Raw genomic sequence first — 18,260 nt, 5'->3', positions numbered from 1 at the left:
GGTGTGTGAGTTGGCTGCTGCGAGCGGTGAATTGGCCGTTCCTGTACCGGCAGACCAGCCACCACTGCCACGCCGACCGAAGAACTGTCCCTGTAGTACTAGACCTCGAAGCGGTACCCCATCCCCGGTTCGGTCAGCAGGTGCCGGGGCCGGGAGGGCTCCCGCTCCAGCTTGCGCCGCAGCTGGGCCAGGTACACCCGCAGGTAGTGGGACTCCGTCTCGTACGACGGGCCCCACACCTCGTGCAGGAGCTGCTTCTGCGCCACCAGCCGGCCGCGGTTGCGGACCAGCAGCTCCAGCACGCCCCACTCCGTCTTCGTCAGGTGGACCTCCACGCCGTCGTGGCGGCGGACCTTCTTCGCCGCCAGATCGACGCTGAACGACGCCGTGTCCACCACCGCGTCCGCGTCGTCCGCGCCCGCCACCGCCGAGCGGCGGACCGCCGCGCGCAGCCGGGCCAGCAGCTCGTCCATGCCGAACGGCTTCGTCACGTAGTCGTCGGCGCCCGCGTCGAGGGCCTCCACCTTGTCCGCCGAGTCGCCGCGGGCCGAGAGCACGATGATCGGGACCGTCGTCCAGCCGCGCAGGCCCGCGATCACCTCCGTGCCGTCGAGGTCGGGCAGGCCGAGGTCGAGCACGACGACGTCGGGCTTGACCTCGGCGACCGCCTTGAGCGCGGCCGTGCCGTCGTGCGCGGTGATCACCTTGTAGCCGCGGGCGGTCAGGTTGATCCGCAGTGCCCGCACGATCTGCGGCTCGTCGTCCACCACCAGCACGGTGGCGCCCAGGTCGCTCATCGCACCCCCTCCTCTTCGAACTCCACACTGAACGCGGGCAGGGACACGACCACGGTGAGCCCGCCGCCCGGGGTGTCCTCGGCGCGGATGGTGCCACCCATCGCCTCGGTGAACCCCTTCGCCACCGACAGCCCGAGCCCGACGCCTGGCGTCGTGTCCCGGTCGCCGCCGAGCCGCTGGAACGGCGCGAACGCCGAGTCCGCGGCGCCCTTGCGCAACCCCTTGCCGTGGTCGACGATCCGCAGCTCGACCTGGCCGGAGTGCGCGCTGCCCCGGGCCGACACCGGTGCACCGCCGCTTTCGTCGACACCGTGGCGCAGCGCGTTGTCCAGCACGTTCGCCACCACCCGTTCCAGCAGGCCGGGGTCGGCCAGCACCGACGGGAGCTGGTCGTCGATCGCGACCACGACCTCGTCCGAGTCGTCCACAGTGGACAAGGCGTGCGCGACGACCTCGTCGTAACCCACCGGACGCAGGTGCGGGCGGACCGCACCGGTGGCCAGCCGCGACGAGTCGAGGAGGTTGTCGATCAGCCCGGCGAGCCGGTCGGCGGAGAGCTCGATGGCCTCCATCAGCTCCGCGGTGTCCTCTTCGGACAAATCCAGATCCGCGGCACGCAGGCTGCCGATCGACGCCTTGATCGACGTCAACGGCGTCCGCAGGTCGTGCCCGACGGCCGAGAGCAACGTCGTGCGCAGCTCGGTCGCCTCGGCCTTGCGCTCGGCACGCGCCGCCGCGGCCGCGGCCCGCTGCTGGCGCAGGGCCAGGAACGCCTGCCCGGCCACGGCTTCCAGCACGCGCCGGTCGGCCGCGGGCAACGCCCGGCCACGCAGGGTCAGGTGGACGTCGGCGGTGACGGCGATGTCGGCGTCGGCCTCGTCCGGGTCGGCGCACGGGTGCTCCCCCGCGGTCGCCACGCACTGCCACGCCCCGTCCTGCTTCTCCAGCAACGTCACCGACGTCAGGGCGAAGTTCTCGCGCACCTTCGCCAGCAGCCGCTCGATCGGGTTCGCGTGGGTGAGCACGGTCCGGGCGTAGGACGCCAGCAGCGCGGCTTCGGTCCGGGCCCGCGCCGCCTGCGCGGCCCGGCGCGCGGCCTGGTCGACGACCAGGGCGACCAGCACCGCAACCACGACCATCGCGATCAGCGTCACGAGGTTCTGCGGGGTGTGCACGTTGAGCGTGTACAGCGGTGGCGTGAAGAAGAAGTTGAGCAGCCCGGCGCCGAGCACGGCCGCGACCAGTGCCGGTCCGAGCCCGCCGACCAGGGCGACGACGACCGTGACCAGGACGTAGGCGATGACGTCGGTGGCGAAGTCGAGCCCGCTCGGCAGGAAGACGCCGACCAGGGTGACCAGCACCGGCAGCACGATGCCCAATACCCAGCCCGTCACCAGCCGCGAAAGCCCCAGCGGGCTCGCGATCAGCCCGGTCCGCAGCCGCCCGCCGGCCTCGGAGTGGGTGACCATGTGCACGTCGATCGGGCCCGACCGCTGGACGACCGAAGCACCGATGCCCTCTTCGAACAGCCGGGCCACGCGGGATCGCCGGGAGGTGCCGATGACGAGCTGGGTCGCGTTGACGCCGCGGGCGAAGTCGAGCAGGGCGGCCGGCACGTCGTCGCCGACGACCGTGTGGAACGTGGCGCCCACCTCCTCGGCGAGCTTGCGGCAGCGGGCCATCGCGACCGGGCTGATCCCGGCGAGACCGTCGCCGCGCAGGATGTGCACCACCTGCAGTTCGGCGCCGGCGCGGGTGGCGATCCGGCTGGCCCGGCGGATGAGCGTCTCGCTCTCCGGGCCGCCGGTGATCGAGGCGACCACGCGTTCGCGCGCCTCCCACGTGTCGGTGATCCGCTGCTCGGCGCGGTAGCGCTGGAGGGCGACGTCGACCTGGTCGGCCACCCAGAGCAGGGCCAGTTCCCGGAGGGCGGTGAGGTTGCCGGGGCGGAAGTAGTTGCCGAGCGCGGCGTCGATCCGCTCGGCCGGGTAGACGTTGCCGTGCGCGAGCCGCCGCCGCAGCGCCTCGGGGGTGATGTCGACCAGCTCCAGCTGTTCGGCGCGGCGGACGACCTCGTCCGGCACGGTCTCCTGCTGGGTGACGCCGGTGATCCGCTCGACGACGTCGTTGAGGCTCTGCAGGTGCTGCACGTTGACCGTGGAGAGCACGTCGATGCCCGCGCTCAGGAGCTCTTCGACGTCCTGCCAGCGCTTGGCGTTGCGCGAGCCGGGCACGTTGGTGTGCGCGAGCTCGTCGACGATCACGACCTCCGGGGCGCGCGCGAGGATCGCGTCGACGTCCATCTCGTCGAAGTCGCGGCCGCGATGCCCGGCCTGCCGCCGGGGGACGATTTCGAGGCCCTCCAGCAGCACGGCCGTTTTCTCGCGGCCGTGCGTCTCGACCAGCCCGACGACGACGTCGGTGCCGCGGTCCAGGCGCCGGCGCGCTTCGCCGAGCATGGCGAAGGTCTTGCCGACGCCCGGGGCCGCGCCGAGGTAGATCCTCAGCTCTCCCCGGCGCGGCCTGTTCTCGGTGGTCACGCTGTCAGTGTGCCCCTCCGGCCGCAGCTCGCACGGCCAAGTTGAGCGGGAGCACAGTCACCCCGGGCACGCCGATCCCGGCGCCGGAGGTGTTCGCTTCGATCAGCTGTTTCACCCGCTCGAGGGACAGGCCGGTGTTCCTGGCGACCCGGGCTGCCTGCAGGTCGGCGTAGGCCACGCTGATCGCCGGGTCGAGGCCCGAACCCGACGCCGTCACGGCGTCCGGCGGTACCTGATCGGGCGACACGCCTTCGCGCTTAGCGATGGCGTCCTTGCGCTCCCCGATGCTCTTCACGAGGTCCTCGTTGTACGGGCCCTTGTTGGACGCGCCGGACGGCACGTCGGGGGTGGCCGCCGAGGGGCGGGTGTGGAACCACGGGTCGTGCGCCGGGTCGGCGGGCACCGGGTCGACGCCGATCAGCGACGAACCCACGGCCTGGCCGTTCTGCGTCACGATCGAGCCTTCGGCGTTCCCTTCCAGGCCGGGGATGCGGGCGACGGCCCACACGGCCAACGGGTAGAGGATGCCGAGCAGGACGGTCATCACGAGCAGGACGCGCAGCCCGGCCCAGGTCTGCTTGACGAGCGTGTTCACGAAAAGTCACCCGATTCCTGGGATGAGGCGGACGAGCAGGTCGATCAGCCAGATCCCGAGGAAGGGGCTGACGATGCCGCCGAGGCCGTAGACGAGCAGGTTGCGGCGCAGCAGGGCCGAGGCCGACGACGGCTTGTACCGCACACCGCGAAGGGCCAGCGGGATCAGCACGACGATGATCAGCGCGTTGAAGATGACCGCGGACAGGATCGCCGACTTCGGCGTGGCCAGGTGCATGATGTTCAAGCCGCCCAGCTGGGCGTAGATGCCGGTGAACATCGCGGGCAGGATCGCGAAGTACTTGGCCAGGTCGTTGGCGACGCTGAACGTGGTCAGCGCGCCGCGGGTGATCAGCAGCTGCTTGCCGATCTCGACGATCTCGATCAGCTTGGTCGGGTCGCTGTCGAGGTCGACCATGTTCCCGGCTTCCTTGGCGGCCGAGGTGCCGGTGTTCATCGCGACGCCGACGTCGGCCTGCGCGAGCGCGGGGGCGTCGTTGGTGCCGTCGCCGGTCATCGCGACCAGCCGCCCGCCTTCCTGCTCCTGCTTGATCAGCGCCATCTTGTCCTCGGGCTTGGCCTCGGCGAGGAAGTCGTCGACGCCGGCGTCCGCGGCGATGGCCTTCGCGGTGAGCGGGTTGTCGCCGGTGATCATCACCGTCTTGATGCCCATCGAGCGCAGTTCGGCGAAGCGCTCCTTCATGCCCGGCTTGACCACGTCGGACAGCCGGATCACGCCGCGCACCACCGTGTCTTCGGCGACGACCAGCGGGGTGCCGCCCTGGGCGCTGATCTCGTCGACCACGCGCTCGGTCTCGTCGGGGAACTCGCCGCCGTTGTCGCGCATCCACGCGCGAACGGCACTCGCCGCCCCCTTGCGGATCCGCCGGTCGCCGATGTCGATGCCGCTCATCCGGGTCTGCGCGGTGAAGGGGACGAATTCGCCGCGCTCGTCCTGTGTCGCGTACCCCGACGTCAGCTCGACGACGCTGCGGCCTTCGGGGGTCTCGTCGGCCAGGCTGGCCAGCCGGGCGGCGCGGGCGAGTTCGTCCGGCGTGGACGATCCGACCGGGATCAGCTCGGTGGCGCGGCGGTTGCCGAAGGTGATCGTGCCGGTCTTGTCGAGCAGCAGCGTCGAGACGTCGCCCGCGGCCTCCACCGCGCGGCCGCTGGTCGCCAGGACGTTGCGCTGGACCAGGCGGTCCATGCCCGCGATGCCGATCGCGCTCAGCAGTGCGCCGATCGTCGTCGGGATCAGGCAGACCAGCAACGCGGTCAGCACGATCACCGACTGCTCGGACCCGGAGTAGCGGGCCATCGGCTGGAGTGCCACGACGGCGAGCAGGAAGATGATCGTCAACGTCGAGAGCAGGATGGTCAGCGCGATCTCGTTCGGCGTCTTCTGCCGGGAAGCGCCTTCCACCAGCGCGATCATCCGGTCCACGAAGGACTCGCCCGGCTTGGTGGTGATCCGCACGACGATCCGGTCGGAGAGCACGGTCGTGCCGCCGGTGACGGCGCTCCGGTCGCCGCCGGATTCGCGGATGACCGGCGCAGACTCGCCGGTGATGGCCGATTCGTCGACGGTCGCGATGCCTTCGACGACATCGCCGTCACCCGGGATCACCTGACCGGCCTCGACGACGACCAGGTCGCCGATCTTCAGCTCGACGCCGGGGACCTGCTCTTCCCCGTCCGAGGTGAGCTGGCGGGCGACGGTCTCCTTCTTGGACCGCCGCAGGCTCTCGGCTTGGGCTTTGCCACGCCCTTCCGCGACGGCCTCGGCGAGGTTCGCGAACAGGACCGTGAACCACAGCCAGACGGCGATCAGGATGGTGAACACGCTCGGGTCGGTGACGGCGAAGACGGTGGTGAGCGCGGATCCCGCCCACACGACGAACATCACCGGGTTGCCGAGCTGGTGCTTCGGGTTCAGCTTCCGCAGCGCTTCCGGCAGCGACGTCCAGAGCTGGCGCGGGCTGAACACGCCGGCCCCGACGCGGCTCCGGGGTTCGGCGGGAGTCACCTGCGGTCGTTCTTCGGTGACGGTCATGCGAGTGCCTCCGCGATGGGCCCGAGCGCGAGCGCCGGGATGAACGTGAGGGCCGCGACGAGCACCACCGTGCCGGTGAGCAGGGTGGCGAACAGCGGCCCGGTGGTGGGCAGGGTGCCCGCGGTTTCGGGCACCTTGCGCTGGGCGGCCAGGGAACCGGCCAGGCAGAGCACGGCGAGGATCGGCACGAACCGGCCGAACGCCATGGCGACGGCGAACGAGGACTGGAACCAGTCGCTCGTCGCGGTCAGGCCGCCGAACGCGCTGCCGTTGTTGTTGCCGGTCGAGGCGTAGCCGTAGAGGACCTCGGACAGGCCGTGCGCGCCGCTGTTGCCCAGCGCGCCCGCCGTGCCGGGCAGCAGCAGGGCGATCCCGGAGCCGAGGAGCACGACGGTCGGCATCGCCAGCATCGCGATCGCCGCGCAGGTGACCTCGCGCTTGCCGAGCTTCTTGCCCAGGTACTCCGGCGTGCGCCCGACCATCAGGCCGGCCAGGAACATCGCGATGATCGCCATCACCAGGATCCCGTAGAGACCGGTGCCGACGCCGCCGGGCGAAATCTCGCCGTAGAGCATGTTCAGCAGCGGGCCCCCGCCGCCGAGCCCGGACAGGCTGTCGTGAGCGCCGTTGATCGCGCCGGTCGAGGTCCCGGTGGTGGTGTCGGCGAAGATCGACGTCGAGCCGATGCCGAACCGCTGCTCCTTGCCTTCCATGCCCGCTCCGGCCGCCAGCGCCGCCGGGTTGTCCGCCTTGGCCTCGGAGAACCAGATGAGCGCCAGCGAAGCCGCCCACAGCAGGCTCATCACGCTCAGCAGGACGTACCCCTGGCGCGTGTTGCCGACCAGCGTGCCGAACGCGCGGGTCAGGCTGACCGGGATCACCAGGATCAGGAACAGCTGGACGAGGTTGGTCCAGGCGGTGGGGTTCTCGAACGGGTGCGCGGAGTTGGCGTTGAAGATGCCGCCGCCGTTGGTGCCCAGTTCCTTGATCGCCTCCTGGCTCGCGGCCGGGGCGAGAGCGATGGTGCTTCCGCTGCCGTCGGGGTTCGTGACGGCGACGCCCGCCTTGAGGCTCTGGACCACGCCGAGCGCGACCAGTACGAGCGCGAAGACGAACGCCATCGGCAGCAGCACGCGGACCGTGCCGCGGGTGAGGTCGACCCAGAAGTTGCCGAGCCGGTCGGTCTTCGCCCGCACGAAGCCCCGCGTCACCGCGATCGCCACCGCCAGGCCGACGGCCGCCGACAGGAAGTTCTGCACGGTCAGCCCGGCCATCTGCACGAAGTGGCCCATCGTCGTCTCGGGGACGTAGGACTGCCAGTTCGTGTTGGTGACGAACGAGACCGCCGTGTTGAACGCGACGCCCGGGCTCACCGAGCCGCGGCCCAGGCTCCACGGCAGGAGCGGCTGCAGGCGCTGCAGCAGGTAGAGCAGGACGACCGAGACGAACGAGAAGCCGAGCACGCCCGCGGCGTAGGTCGGCCACCGCTGCTCGGAGTCCGGGTCGACGCGGAAGAGCCGGTAGAGGCCCTTCTCGAGCTTGAGGTGCTTCTCGGTGGAGAAGACGCGCGCCAGGTAGTCGCCGAGCGGTTTGTAGACCGCGGCGAGGGCGGCGAGGAGCAGGCCGAGCTGGATGAGCCCGGCCGTGGTGTCGGTCATTTCGGCCCCTCCGCGGGGGAAAGTACGTCGGGGCGCATCAGAATTTCTCCGGCCTGATCAGCGCGACGAAGAGGTAGACGAGGAGGCCGAGCGCCAGCAGTCCGCCGACGACGTTGGCCACGGTTCCGGCGCCGCTCACAGCTTTTCCAAGCCGCGCAGCACCAGCGCCAGCACCACGAAAATGCCGATCAGCAGAACGGCGTAGAGCAAGTCGGCCACAGGCACCTCTCAAGACGGGTCACCCGGTTCGGTGACCGGGACGACGTCACTGTGCGGCCCTGAGACCCCCTCCCGGAGGCCGGCTGATGGTGCCTTGACGCGTTCCTGACGCGCATTTACGCCGCCTTGACGGCCGGTGGCGGCGGTCACGCAAGCGTTTGCCTGATTCTCACTGCAGGTAGTGGATCAGTGACAAGCACCACACGGCGTAAGCGGACAAGTGCGGAACGTGCAATTCGGGCAGACAAGATCTTCGGGTCGTGTTACACCTGTGTTACCGATAGTTGTATCGGCTAAGCAAATCTTGGGAGAGGGGTTCTCCATGTGCGGTATCGCCGGCTGGGTTTCCTACGACGCCGACCTCACCCGCCGCCAGGACGTCGCCGACGCCATGACCGGCACGATGGCCTGCCGTGGACCGGACGACTCGGGGACCTGGGTGCGCCGGCACGTCGCGCTCGGCCACCGGCGGCTGGCCATCATCGACCTGCCCGGCGGCCGTCAGCCGATGACGGTCCACACGCCGGGCGGCGACGTCGCGATGGTCTACAGCGGTGAGGCCTACAACTTCACCGAGCTGAAGGAAGAGCTGACGAAGCTGGGCCACACCTGGGAGACCGACAGCGACACCGAAGTGGTGCTGCACGGCTACCTGCAGTGGGGCGACGCGGTCGCCGACCACCTCAACGGCATGTACGCCTTCGCGATCTGGGACGAGCGCGACGACCGCCTGGTGATGATCCGCGACCGGATGGGCATCAAGCCGTTCTACTACTACCCGACCCGCGACGGCGTGCTGTTCGGCTCGGAGCCCAAGGCGATCCTCGCCAACCCCCTGGCGGCGAAGGTCGTCGACACGGACGGGCTGCGCGAGCTGATGGCGTTCACCAAGCGGCCCGGCTGGTCGCTGTGGAAGGGCATGGAAGAGGTCCGGCCAGGCACCATCGTCACCGTGTCCCGCGAAGGCATCCGGACCCGCACGTACTGGAAGCTGGCCGCGAAGCAGCACACCGACGACCGGGAGACGACGGTCGCCCGCGTCCGCGAGCTGATGACCGACATCGTCAACCGGCAGCTCGTCGCCGACGTCCCCCGCTGCGTCCTGCTGTCGGGCGGCCTCGACTCGAGCGCCGTCACCGGCTTGGCCGCCGCGCGGCTGGCTTCCCAGGGTGAGCGGCTGCGGACGTTCTCCGTCGACTTCTTCGGCCAGGAGGAGAACTTCAAGCCCGACGAGATGCGCGACACGGCGGACTCGCCGTTCGTCCGCGACGTCGCCTCGCTGGTCGGTTCCGCGCACCAGGACGTCGTGCTGAACCCGGCCGAGCTGACCGACCCCGAGGTCCGGCGCGCGGTGCTGCGGGCGCGCGACATCCCGGCCGGGCTCGGCGACATGGACACGTCGCTGTACCTGCTGTTCAAGGCGATCCGCGGCGAGTCGACGGTGGCGCTGTCGGGCGAGTCGGCCGACGAGGTGTTCGGCGGCTACCGCTGGTTCTTCGACGAGGCTTCGGTCAACGCGGAGATGTTCCCGTGGATCGCGTTCCGCACCGCGATGATGACCGACCGGACGTCGATCTACACGCCCGAGCTGATGGGCAAGATGGATCTGGAGTCCTACCTGCGGGACCAGTACGCTTCCGCGGTCTCCGAGGTCGAGCACCTCGACGGCGAGTCGGCGGTCGAGGCGCGGATGCGGACGATCTGCCACCTGCACCTGACCCGGTTCGTGCGGATGCTCCTGGACCGCAAGGACCGCGCGTCGATGGCGGTGGGCCTGGAGGTCCGCGTGCCGTTCTGCGACCACCGGCTGGTCGAGTACGTGTACAACACGCCGTGGTCCCTGAAGACGTTCGACGGCCGCGAGAAGAGCCTGCTGCGGCACGCCACTTCGCACGTTCTGCCGGCGTCGGTGGCGCAGCGGGTGAAGAGCCCGTACCCGTCGACGCAGGACCCGGCCTACGCGGCGGCGCTGCAGCAGCAGGCCAAGGAGGTCCTGGCCGAGCCGGGCCACGCCGTCTTCGACCTGGTCGACCGCTCGTGGACGCACCGCGTGTCCGAAGTGGACTCGGCGACGATGAACCCGGCCGACCGGATCGGCCTGGACCGGCTGCTCGACCTGTACCACTGGATCGAGATGTACTCCCCGGAGCTGCAGCTCGACTGAGCGCCGTCTTGAATGACTCATTCCTGGCGTGTGACGCCAGGAATGAGTCATTCAAGACGTTCAGCCCAGCCGCAGGTCCCGCGGCAACCTCGTCCCCCTGAGCCTGCCGCAGCGCACCGCCGCCACGGACGAGGAGGTCGTGCTCGCCCTGGTCGAAATCCCGCGTGCGGTCGTCCACCGCTACCTCTCGCCCCGCCGAACTCCCGCGCCCAAGGCCGTGACCCTGGTGGAACGCACGGTCCGCAAGCTCCTCCGCCCGTAACCGGCGTGCTGGGGGCTAGCGGCGGACCTCCGCCAGCCTCACCGGGCGGCGTTCGCGGCGCGAGACCTCGCAAGCCTCCGCGATGTAGAAGGCCTCCAAAGCGTCCGCCGCGCCACACGGAGACGGTGCCCGGCCCGCGACGACGTCCAGGAACGCGCGCAGTTCCGTCGTGTACGCCGGGCGGAAACGCTCCATGAAGCCCGGGTACGCCGGCCCGGGCAGCGGGGCCACCCCCGGCTCCACCGACCGCAGTGGCGCCCGGTCGTCCAGCCCGACCACCACGCCCGACACCGAACCCAGCACGTCCAGGCGCACGTCGTAACCCGCGCCGTTGTAGCGGGTCAGCGACACCGTCGCCAGCGTGCCGTCGTCCAGGGTCAGCGTCGCCGCCGCCGTGTCGACGTCGCCCGCGTCGCGGAAGAACTGCTCGCCGCGGTTGGCGCCGATCGCGTAGACCTCCTCGACCTCGCGGCCGCTCACCCAGCGGATGACGTCGAAGTCGTGCACGCCGCAGTCGCGGAACAGCCCGCCCGAGTGGGCCACGTACTCCGCCGGCGGGGGCGCCGGGTCGAACGTCGTCGCGCGCAGCGTGTGCAGCCAGCCCAGTTCGCCCGAGGCGACCGCTGCCCGCGCCGCCGCGTAGCCCGCGTCGAAGCGGCGCTGGAAGCCGATCTGGACCGGGATGTCCGACGCGCCGATCCGGTCGATCACCGCCAGGGTGCCCGGGATGTCCGCGGCCACCGGCTTCTCGCAGAACACCGGGATGCCCGCGTCGACCGCCGCGATGATCAGGCCGGGGTGCGCGTCCGTGGCCGCCGTGACGACCAGGCCGTCCAGCCCCGCGGCGAACAGCTCGTCGAGGGAAGCCGATTCGACGCCGAGCTTCGCGGCGACGGAAGCGGCTCGCGCGGTGTCGACGTCGGCCACGACGACCGATTCGACCTCCTCGAAGCCCTTCAGCGTCTCCGCGTGCGCGGTACCGATCCGGCCGGTGCCCGCCAGTCCCAACCTCATCGTGCAGTTCCTCCTGTCGCGGAAAATTCGGCAGTGGTCGCCCGGACCACCAAGGACGGGTGCAGCAGGTGCCGGACCGGCTCCGTGCGTTCCCCGCGGACGCGCTCGATCAGCGCTTCGAACGCCAGCCGCCCCATCTCGGTGCGCGGCTGGTCCACAGTGGTCAGTGAGAGGTGCCGCAGCGCGGCCAAGGACGTGTTGTCGTACCCGACGACCGAGACGTCCTCGGGCACGCGCAGCCCGGCTTCCTCCAGGGCCGAGATCGCCCCGACGGCGTTGAAGTCGTTGCCCGCCACCAGCCCGGTCGGCAGGTCGAGGCGGGAGTACGTCGCCAGCAGCTCGCGCACCGCCTTCTCTCCGCCGGTGTCGGTGTGCTCGCTGCGCACCACGATCGGCTCCAGCCCGTGCCGCCGCATCGCCGACTGGAATCCGCGCCGCCGTTGGGATGCACCCGCCGCGCCGCCGCCGTCCAGGTGGGCGATGCGCCGGTGCCCGAGGCCGACGAGGTGGTCGACGGCCAGCGCGGACCCCGCTTCGCCGTCGTCGTTCACGGTGTCCACTGTGGACGCACGGATCGTCCGCGAGACGAGCACGACCGGACACTGCTTGGCGGCGACCTGGATCGACGCCGCCGGGACGACCGGCGAAAGCAGGATGATCCCCGCCGGGCGGAAGGAAAGCAGGTTGTGCAGGGCGTTCCACTCGCGGGTGGGACTGCGGCCGCCTGTGTTGAGGATCAGGTCGAAGCCCGCGGCCCGCGCGGCCGCGTCGAGCCCCTCGACGACGTCGGCGAAGAAGGCGTTGCGCAGGTCGTTGACCATCACGCCGAGCACGGTGGACGTCCGGCTGGCCAGCGAGCGCGCCATCACGTGCGGCTGGTAGCCGAGTTCCTCGGCCGCGCGCAGCACCGCCGAGCGTCGCGCGTCGGACACCTTCGGTGAATTGTTCATCACCAGGGAGACCAGCGCGCGGGAAACTCCCGCCCGTTCGGCGACGTCCTCCATCGTCGGACGCACCATGCGCACCTCCCCTGATCACCGGAAACTCGGCCTTGACTTTGCTGTGACGGACGCTACAAGATTAGAGCGCTCTAATCAATAGAGCGCTCCAACGGACCAACGGAGGCCCCTTGTGACAGCGACGATCCGCGTGGCCGCCGCCCCGATCTCCTGGGGCGTCTGCGAAGTACCGGGCTGGGGCCGGGTGCTGGACGCGGCGACCGTGCTCGGCGAGATGGCGGCCCTCGGCGTCCAGGCCACCGAGCTGGGCCCGCCCGGGTACCTCCCCCGCGAGCCCGCCGAGCTGCGGGAGCTGCTGGCCGGGTACGACCTCACGCTCGTCGGCGGTTTCCTCGCCGTCGTCCTCCACGCCGACCAGGAGAACGCGCTCAAGGAAGCCGAAGAATCGGCCGCGCTCTTCGCCGCCTGCGGCGGTGACGTCCTCGTCCTCGCCGCCGCGACCGGCCTCGACGGCTACGACGACCGCCCTCAGCTCAGCGACGCCGAATGGGCGACGCTCGTCGACACCGCGGGCAAGATCCGCCATGTTGCCGCCGCCCACGGCCTGCGCACGGTGCTGCACCCGCACGTCGGGACGCACGTGGAGCAGCAGGCCGAGGTCGAGCGCTTCCTCGCCGACTCCGATCTCGGGTTGTGCCTCGACACCGGGCACCTGATGATCGGCGGGACGGATCCGGTGGAGCTGGCGAAGCGGTACCCCGAACGGGTGGGGCACGTGCATCTCAAGGATGTCCGGGAAGACCTGGCGGCCGAGGTACGCGCGGGCCGGCTGGCCTACACCGACGCGGTCGGGCGGGGCATGTACACCCCGCTCGGCGAGGGCGACGTGGACGTGGCGGCGATGGTGCGCTCCGTCCAGGCCGCCGGCTACGACGGCTGGTACGTCCTCGAACAGGACACCGCCCTCGGCGCGGAGAGCCCCGACGACCTACCCCGGCGGGACACCGAACGCAGCCTGGCCCACCTCGCGAAGATCACCGACTCCCTCTGAAACCTGGTCCCAAAGGAGCGACTGTGTTCTCACTCAAGAAGCTGGCCGGTGTAGCGGCGATCGCCGCCGCCGGGCTGGTCCTGTCCGCCTGCAGCGGCCCGACGGCCGACAACTCGAAAAGCAGCAGCCCCAGCTCCGCGACCGTCGCGGCCCCGAACGCGGGCGGCCCGCTGAAGATCGCCGTGGTCACCCACGGCAGCGCCGGCGACGCCTTCTGGAACGTCGTGAAGAACGGCGCCGAGCAGGCGGGCAAGGACCTGAACGTCGGCGTCGACTACTTCTCCGACGGCGACCCGGGCAACCAGGCCCGGCTGATCGACAACGCGGTCGCGCAGAAGGTCAGCGGCCTGGTCGTCTCGATGGCGAACCCCCAGGCGCTGCAGACGTCGATCCAGAACGCGGTGAAGGCCGGCATCCCGGTCGTCACCATCAACTCCGGCGAGGACTTCAGCGCCCAGTTCGGCGCGATCGCGCACGTCGGGCAGAGCGAGGGCCTCGCGGGCCAGGGCGCCGGCCAGCGGCTCAAGGCGGCCGGCAAGACGAAGCTGCTGTGCGTCATCCACGAGGCCGGCAACATCGGCCAGAACCAGCGCTGCGACGGCGCGAAGCAGAGCTTCGGCAACGTCACGACGCTGCAGGTCGACATCTCCAACCCGACCGACGCCCAGGCCCGCATCCGCGGCGCGCTGCAGTCCGACCCGTCGATCGACGCCGTGCTGGCACTCAACTCGCAGGTCGCCGCCCGCGCCGTCGCCGCCGCGAAGGAAGCGAGCTCCAAGGCCCAGGTGGCCACGTTCGACCTGAACGCCGACGTCGTCGCGGCCATCAAGGACGGCAGCATCCTCTTCGCCGTCGACCAGCAGCAGTACGAGCAGGGCTACCTGCCGATCGTGTTCCTGAAGCTGTACAAGGAGAACGGCAACACCATCGGCGGCGGCCACCCGGTGCAGACCGGCCCCGGCTTCGTCGACAAGACCAACATCGACACGGTGGCCCCGTACGCACAGCGCGGCACGCGATGACCGCAGCGATCCAGGCACAACCCGACGAGCGCGTCGCCAAGAAAGGGCTGACGGACCGCTTGGTCGTCCGCCCCGAAATCGGCGCGCTCCTCGGAGCCGTGCTGGTCTTCGTCTTCTTCTCCGTCGTCACCGGCCAGTTCCTCAGCCCCCTGGGCGTGGCGACCTGGCTCGACGACTCCTCGACGCTGGGCATCATGGCCGTCGTGGTCGCGCTGCTCATGGTCGGCGGCGAGTTCGACCTCTCCGCCGGTGTCATGACGGCGTCGACGTCGCTGGTCACCGCGATCCTGGCGACGCAGGCGGGCTGGAACGTCTGGCTCGCGCTGGCCGCCTCGCTGGTCTTCGCGCTCGGCGTCGGTGCGTTCAACGGCTGGCTGGTGATGAAGACCGGGCTGCCCAGCTTCATCGTCACGCTGGGGTCGTTCCTGGCGTTGCAGGGGCTCAACCTCGGCGTGACGCGGCTGGTCACCAACACCGTCCAGGTGTCGGGCATGCGCTCGACCAGCGGTTACGAGTCGGCCGGCGGGCTGTTCGCCTCCACGTTCGACATCGGCGGCACCGAGTTCCAGTCCTCGATCATCTGGTGGATCGTCGTCACGGCGATCGCCGCGTGGCTGCTGGTGCGGACCCGGTTCGGCAACTGGATCTTCGCGGTCGGCGGGTCGCAGGTGTCGGCCCGCTCGGTCGGCGTGCCGGTGGTGCGCACGAAGATCCTGTTGTTCATGGGCACCGCGCTCGGCGCGTGGCTGGTCGGCTCGATCAACATCCTGCGCTTCGCCAGCGTGCAGGCGAACCAGGGCATCGGGCTGGAGTTCCAGTACATCATCGCGGCGGTGATCGGCGGCTGCCTGCTCACCGGCGGGTTCGGCTCGGCGGTGGGCGCGGCGATCGGCGCCCTGATCTTCGGCATGGCCCGCCAGGGCATCGTGTTCGCGCAGTGGAACAGCGACTGGTTCATGCTGTTCCTCGGCGTCATGCTGCTGGCCGCGGTCCTGGTCAACAACGCCTTCCGGCGCCGCGCGGAGAGGGTACGCCGATGAGCTTGCTGGAAGTCAAGGACATCGGGAAGACCTACGGCAGCGTCATCGCCCTGCGCGATGTGTCCACTGTGGTCAATGCGGGCGAAGTGACCTGCGTGCTCGGCGACAACGGCGCCGGGAAGTCCACGCTGATCAAGATCCTGGCCGGCGTGCACCAGCACGATCGGGGCGAGTTCCTCGTCGAGGGCGAGCCCGTGAAGTTCGCATCGCCGCGAGAGGCCCTGGATCGCGGCATCGCGACCGTGTACCAGGACCTTGCCGTGGTGCCGCTGATGAGCGTCTGGCGGAACTTCTTCCTCGGCTCCGAGCCGACGACCGGGTTCGGCCCGTTCAAGATGCTCGACCGGAAGAAGGGCCGCGAGACGACGAAGAAGGCGTTGTCCGACATGGGCATCGACCTGCGGGACGTCGAGCAGCCGGTCGGGACGCTCTCGGGCGGTGAACGCCAGTGCGTCGCGATCGCGCGTGCGGTGTACTTCGGCGCGAAGGTGCTGATCCTCGACGAGCCGACGGCGGCGCTGGGCGTCAAGCAGGCCGGAGTGGTGCTGAAGTACGTCGCCCAGGCCCGTGACCGCGGCCTCGGCGTCGTGCTCATCACGCACAACCCGCACCACGCCTACCCCGTCGCCGACCGGTTCCTGCTGCTCAAGCGGGGTGCCGCACTCGGGCACTACGAGAAGTCCGAGATCGACATCGGCGAACTGACCCGGCAGATGGCGGGCGGTGCCGAACTGGAAGCCCTCGAACACGAGCTGCGGCAGGTGGAGAAGGCGTGACTCCCGCCGACGCACTCTTTCCCGCGGAGGCGGCATGGCTATCGAAGCACTGACGATCGGCCGGGTCGGGGTGGACCTCTATCCCGAGCAGAGCGGCGTACCGCTGGCCGGGGTCAGCACGTTCGCCAAGTCGCTCGGCGGGACCGCGACCAACGTCGCGGTCGCCGCCGCGCGGCTCGGCCGGCGCACGGCGGTGCTCACCAAGGTCGGCCCGGACGGCTTCGGCGACTACGTGCGCCAAGCCCTCGACGGCTTCGGCGTCTCGCCGGACTTCGTGGGCACGTCGCCGGACCTGCAGACGCCCGTGGTGTTCTGCGAGCTCAACCCGCCCGCGGATCCGCCGCTGCTGTTCTACCGCTCCCCCATCGCCCCCGACCTCACGCTGACCGACGACGACGTGCCCTGGGACGTCGTCGAGTCGGTGCCGCTGCTGTGGGTCACCGGCACCGGCGTCTCCGCCGAGCCGGCCCGGGCGACCCAGCGGAAGATCCTCGAGGCCCGCGGCCGGCGGGCGCACACGGTCCTGGACCTGGACTACCGGCCGATGTTCTGGCCGTCGGTGGAGCAGGCCCGCGCCGAGATCGGCGGGATGCTCGACCACGTCACGGTCGCCGTCGGCAACCGCGCCGAAGCCGAGGTCGCCGTCGGCACCGCGGACCCGGACACGGCCGCGGACCGGATGCTGGAGCGCGGGCTGCACCTGGCGGTGATCAAGAAGGGCGCCGAGGGTGTCCTGGTGGCGACTCCGGAGGGTCGCTGGACGGTGTCGCCGCAGCGCATCGAGGTCGTCTGCGGACTCGGCGCGGGCGACGGCTTCGGCGGGGCCCTGATCCACGGCCTGCTGTCCGGCTGGGACCCGGTGCGGATCGCGGAGTACGCGAACGCCGCCGGCGCGCTCGTCGCGTCCCGGCTGGCCTGCGCCGACGCCATGCCGACCGCCGGGGAGATCGAGGAGCTGCTGTGATCCTCACCGACGAGCGGCGGCAGGAGCTCCTGCAGGTCCGGGCCACGAACCCGGGCACGGCCCGGCAGGCCTGCGACCCGGTGTCGCCGGCGCGGGCGGTCACCGTCGCGTCCGCCGACCCGGCCTCGTGGGACCGGACAGTGTGGCGCGGCGTCGTCCGCGGCCTGGTCGCCGGCCGCTCCCCGCTGTACCCGCCCGCCGGAAACACCCGCGCTGCCGTGGAAGCCGCCGCGAAGGTCTTGGAGGCCGCGAAGTGAGCAAGCTGCACCGTCCACTCGGGACACTGTCCGACGACGCCGACCCGGTCCGGCTGACCCCGGACACCGCGGGGTGGCGGTACTCCGGCCTGCGGGTGCTCTCCCTGGCCCCCGGCGAAACGCGGATCCTGCACACCGGCGAGTTCGAGGCCTTCGTGCTGCCCCTGTCCGGTTCCGCGACCGTCCGGGTCGACGGCGAGGTCTTCGAGCTCCGCGGCCGTGACTCGGTCTTCACGCGGGTCACGGACTTCGCCTACGTACCCCGGGACGCCGAAGTCGAGTTGTCGACAAAGGACGGTCTCGAGGTCGCGTTGCCGATGGCGCGCTGCACCCGCCGTCTCGACCCGAAGTACGGACCGGCCGAGAACGTGCCGGTCGAGGTGCGCGGCGGCGGGCAGGCGACGCGGCAGGTGACCAACTTCGGCGTGCCCGGGGTGTGGGACCACGCCGACAAGCTCAACGCGTGTGAGCTGATCACACCGGGCGGCAACTGGTCCTCGTACCCGCCGCACAAGCACGACGAGGCGACCGAGTGCGAGGTCGTCAACGAGGAGATCTACTACTTCCGCATCGCCGGCCGCGACGGCGTGACGCCGTCCCGCGAAGGCTTCGGCCTGCACCGGACGTACACCGCCGACGGCGAGCTCGACGAGGACGTCGCGGTGCGCGACCACGACGTCTTCCTCATCCCCCGCGGCTACCACGGGCCGTGTGTGGCCGCGCCGGGCTACCCGATGTACTACCTGAACGTCTTGGCCGGACCGGCCGACGAGCGGTCCATGGCGTTCTGCGACGACCCCGCGCACGGCTGGGTCCGCGACACCTGGGCGACGCAGGAACTGGATCCGCGGTGCCCCGTCACGAGTCACGAAGGGCGTGTTCAGTGAACA

The 18,260-nt window shown here is 70.6% G+C and carries 17 protein-coding genes; 9 read left to right on the top strand and 8 right to left on the bottom strand.

Annotation, left to right across the window (positions count from 1 at the left end; translation table 11 throughout):
* Positions 1 to 98 precede the first annotated feature (98 nt).
* The 6 genes from ACLJQF_RS01205 to kdpF are packed head-to-tail and all read right to left on the bottom strand — an operon-like array spanning position 99 to position 7,781.
* Positions 99 to 797 (bottom strand): response regulator, encoded by a 699-nt coding sequence (locus ACLJQF_RS01205; protein WP_410606310.1) that lies wholly within the window; start codon positions 795 to 797, stop codon positions 99 to 101.
* On the bottom strand, positions 794 to 3,337 hold the full coding sequence (locus ACLJQF_RS01200) for a DUF4118 domain-containing protein (protein ID WP_410606309.1): 2,544 nt from the start codon (positions 3,335 to 3,337) through the stop codon (positions 794 to 796). Before ACLJQF_RS01200 ends, ACLJQF_RS01205 begins: the two co-directional genes overlap by 4 nt.
* A gap of 4 nt (positions 3,338 to 3,341) precedes the next feature.
* The gene (locus tag ACLJQF_RS01195) at positions 3,342 to 3,932 is read right to left on the bottom strand and encodes a potassium-transporting ATPase subunit C (RefSeq protein WP_410606308.1); all 591 of its coding nucleotides are present in this window, start codon (positions 3,930 to 3,932) and stop codon (positions 3,342 to 3,344) included.
* Positions 3,933 to 3,938: 6 nt separating this feature from the next.
* On the bottom strand, positions 3,939 to 5,984 hold the full coding sequence (gene kdpB / locus ACLJQF_RS01190; RefSeq protein WP_410606307.1) for a potassium-transporting ATPase subunit KdpB: 2,046 nt from the start codon (positions 5,982 to 5,984) through the stop codon (positions 3,939 to 3,941).
* The gene (gene kdpA / locus ACLJQF_RS01185; protein WP_410606306.1) at positions 5,981 to 7,642 is read right to left on the bottom strand and encodes a potassium-transporting ATPase subunit KdpA; all 1,662 of its coding nucleotides are present in this window, start codon (positions 7,640 to 7,642) and stop codon (positions 5,981 to 5,983) included. Before kdpA ends, kdpB begins: the two co-directional genes overlap by 4 nt.
* 37 nt (positions 7,643 to 7,679) lie before the next feature.
* Positions 7,680 to 7,781 carry a K(+)-transporting ATPase subunit F gene (gene kdpF / locus ACLJQF_RS01180; RefSeq protein WP_247062298.1) on the bottom strand — a complete coding sequence of 34 codons (102 nt, stop codon included), beginning with the start codon at positions 7,779 to 7,781 and terminating at the stop codon, positions 7,680 to 7,682.
* A gap of 402 nt (positions 7,782 to 8,183) precedes the next feature.
* On the opposite strand from kdpF, the gene asnB reads away from it, so the two are divergent.
* Both asnB and ACLJQF_RS01170 read left to right on the top strand, forming a co-directional pair.
* Positions 8,184 to 10,025, top strand: coding sequence for an asparagine synthase (glutamine-hydrolyzing) (gene asnB, locus ACLJQF_RS01175; RefSeq protein ID WP_410606305.1), 1,842 nt, complete (start codon positions 8,184 to 8,186; stop codon positions 10,023 to 10,025).
* A gap of 139 nt (positions 10,026 to 10,164) precedes the next feature.
* A complete protein-coding gene (locus ACLJQF_RS01170; RefSeq protein WP_410606304.1) occupies positions 10,165 to 10,287 on the top strand; it encodes a hypothetical protein in 123 nt (40 codons plus the stop codon).
* Positions 10,288 to 10,302: 15 nt separating this feature from the next.
* On the opposite strand, the gene ACLJQF_RS01165 is transcribed toward ACLJQF_RS01170, so the two are convergent.
* Both ACLJQF_RS01165 and ACLJQF_RS01160 read right to left on the bottom strand, forming a co-directional pair.
* Positions 10,303 to 11,301: a Gfo/Idh/MocA family oxidoreductase gene (locus tag ACLJQF_RS01165; RefSeq protein WP_410606303.1), complete on the bottom strand. Its 999-nt coding sequence runs from the start codon at positions 11,299 to 11,301 to the stop codon at positions 10,303 to 10,305.
* Entirely contained in the window at positions 11,298 to 12,320 is a 1,023-nt protein-coding gene (locus ACLJQF_RS01160) for a LacI family DNA-binding transcriptional regulator (RefSeq protein ID WP_410606302.1), read from the bottom strand. The genes ACLJQF_RS01165 and ACLJQF_RS01160 overlap by 4 nt, the downstream gene beginning before the upstream one ends.
* A 112-nt stretch (positions 12,321 to 12,432) precedes the next feature.
* Between ACLJQF_RS01160 and ACLJQF_RS01155 the strand changes: the two genes are divergently transcribed.
* Genes ACLJQF_RS01155 through iolB form a run of 7 tightly spaced genes read left to right on the top strand, consistent with a single transcriptional unit; the run spans position 12,433 to position 18,257 of the window.
* A complete protein-coding gene (locus ACLJQF_RS01155) occupies positions 12,433 to 13,311 on the top strand; it encodes a TIM barrel protein (RefSeq protein ID WP_410606301.1) in 879 nt (292 codons plus the stop codon).
* A gap of 23 nt (positions 13,312 to 13,334) precedes the next feature.
* Positions 13,335 to 14,333: a sugar ABC transporter substrate-binding protein gene (locus ACLJQF_RS01150; protein WP_410606300.1), complete on the top strand. Its 999-nt coding sequence runs from the start codon at positions 13,335 to 13,337 to the stop codon at positions 14,331 to 14,333.
* Positions 14,330 to 15,373 carry an ABC transporter permease gene (locus ACLJQF_RS01145; protein ID WP_410606299.1) on the top strand — a complete coding sequence of 348 codons (1,044 nt, stop codon included), beginning with the start codon at positions 14,330 to 14,332 and terminating at the stop codon, positions 15,371 to 15,373. Before ACLJQF_RS01150 ends, ACLJQF_RS01145 begins: the two co-directional genes overlap by 4 nt.
* Entirely contained in the window at positions 15,370 to 16,149 is a 780-nt protein-coding gene (locus ACLJQF_RS01140; RefSeq protein WP_086837966.1) for an ATP-binding cassette domain-containing protein, read from the top strand. Before ACLJQF_RS01145 ends, ACLJQF_RS01140 begins: the two co-directional genes overlap by 4 nt.
* A gap of 34 nt (positions 16,150 to 16,183) precedes the next feature.
* Positions 16,184 to 17,113, top strand: coding sequence for a 5-dehydro-2-deoxygluconokinase (gene iolC, locus ACLJQF_RS01135; protein ID WP_410606298.1), 930 nt, complete (start codon positions 16,184 to 16,186; stop codon positions 17,111 to 17,113).
* Positions 17,110 to 17,370: a hypothetical protein gene (locus ACLJQF_RS01130; RefSeq protein WP_410606297.1), complete on the top strand. Its 261-nt coding sequence runs from the start codon at positions 17,110 to 17,112 to the stop codon at positions 17,368 to 17,370. The genes iolC and ACLJQF_RS01130 overlap by 4 nt, the downstream gene beginning before the upstream one ends.
* Positions 17,367 to 18,257 (top strand): 5-deoxy-glucuronate isomerase, encoded by an 891-nt coding sequence (iolB, locus tag ACLJQF_RS01125; protein ID WP_410606296.1) that lies wholly within the window; start codon positions 17,367 to 17,369, stop codon positions 18,255 to 18,257. Before ACLJQF_RS01130 ends, iolB begins: the two co-directional genes overlap by 4 nt.
* Positions 18,258 to 18,260: the final 3 nt, after the last annotated feature.

The sequence above is a fragment of the Amycolatopsis sp. lyj-109 genome, from assembly GCF_046548995.1.
Classification (GTDB): domain Bacteria; phylum Actinomycetota; class Actinomycetes; order Mycobacteriales; family Pseudonocardiaceae; genus Amycolatopsis.
Note: the sequence above shows the minus strand (reverse complement) of the source record. Positions and strands in the feature narration are given on the sequence as shown.

Bases quoted from the DNA above. Each gene is read 5' to 3' on its own strand.
- ACLJQF_RS01205 (WP_410606310.1), bottom strand. From the start codon at position 797: ATGAGCGACCTGGGCGCCACCGTGCTGGTGGTGGACGACGAGCCGCAG.
- kdpB (WP_410606307.1), bottom strand. From the start codon at position 5,984: ATGACCGTCACCGAAGAACGACCGCAGGTGACTCCCGCCGAACCCCGG.
- kdpA (WP_410606306.1), bottom strand. From the start codon at position 7,642: ATGACCGACACCACGGCCGGGCTCATCCAGCTCGGCCTGCTCCTCGCC.
- asnB (WP_410606305.1), top strand. From the start codon at position 8,184: ATGTGCGGTATCGCCGGCTGGGTTTCCTACGACGCCGACCTCACCCGC.
- ACLJQF_RS01165 (WP_410606303.1), bottom strand. From the start codon at position 11,301: ATGAGGTTGGGACTGGCGGGCACCGGCCGGATCGGTACCGCGCACGCG.
- ACLJQF_RS01160 (WP_410606302.1), bottom strand. From the start codon at position 12,320: ATGGTGCGTCCGACGATGGAGGACGTCGCCGAACGGGCGGGAGTTTCC.
- ACLJQF_RS01145 (WP_410606299.1), top strand. From the start codon at position 14,330: ATGACCGCAGCGATCCAGGCACAACCCGACGAGCGCGTCGCCAAGAAA.
- ACLJQF_RS01140 (WP_086837966.1), top strand. From the start codon at position 15,370: ATGAGCTTGCTGGAAGTCAAGGACATCGGGAAGACCTACGGCAGCGTC.
- iolC (WP_410606298.1), top strand. From the start codon at position 16,184: ATGGCTATCGAAGCACTGACGATCGGCCGGGTCGGGGTGGACCTCTAT.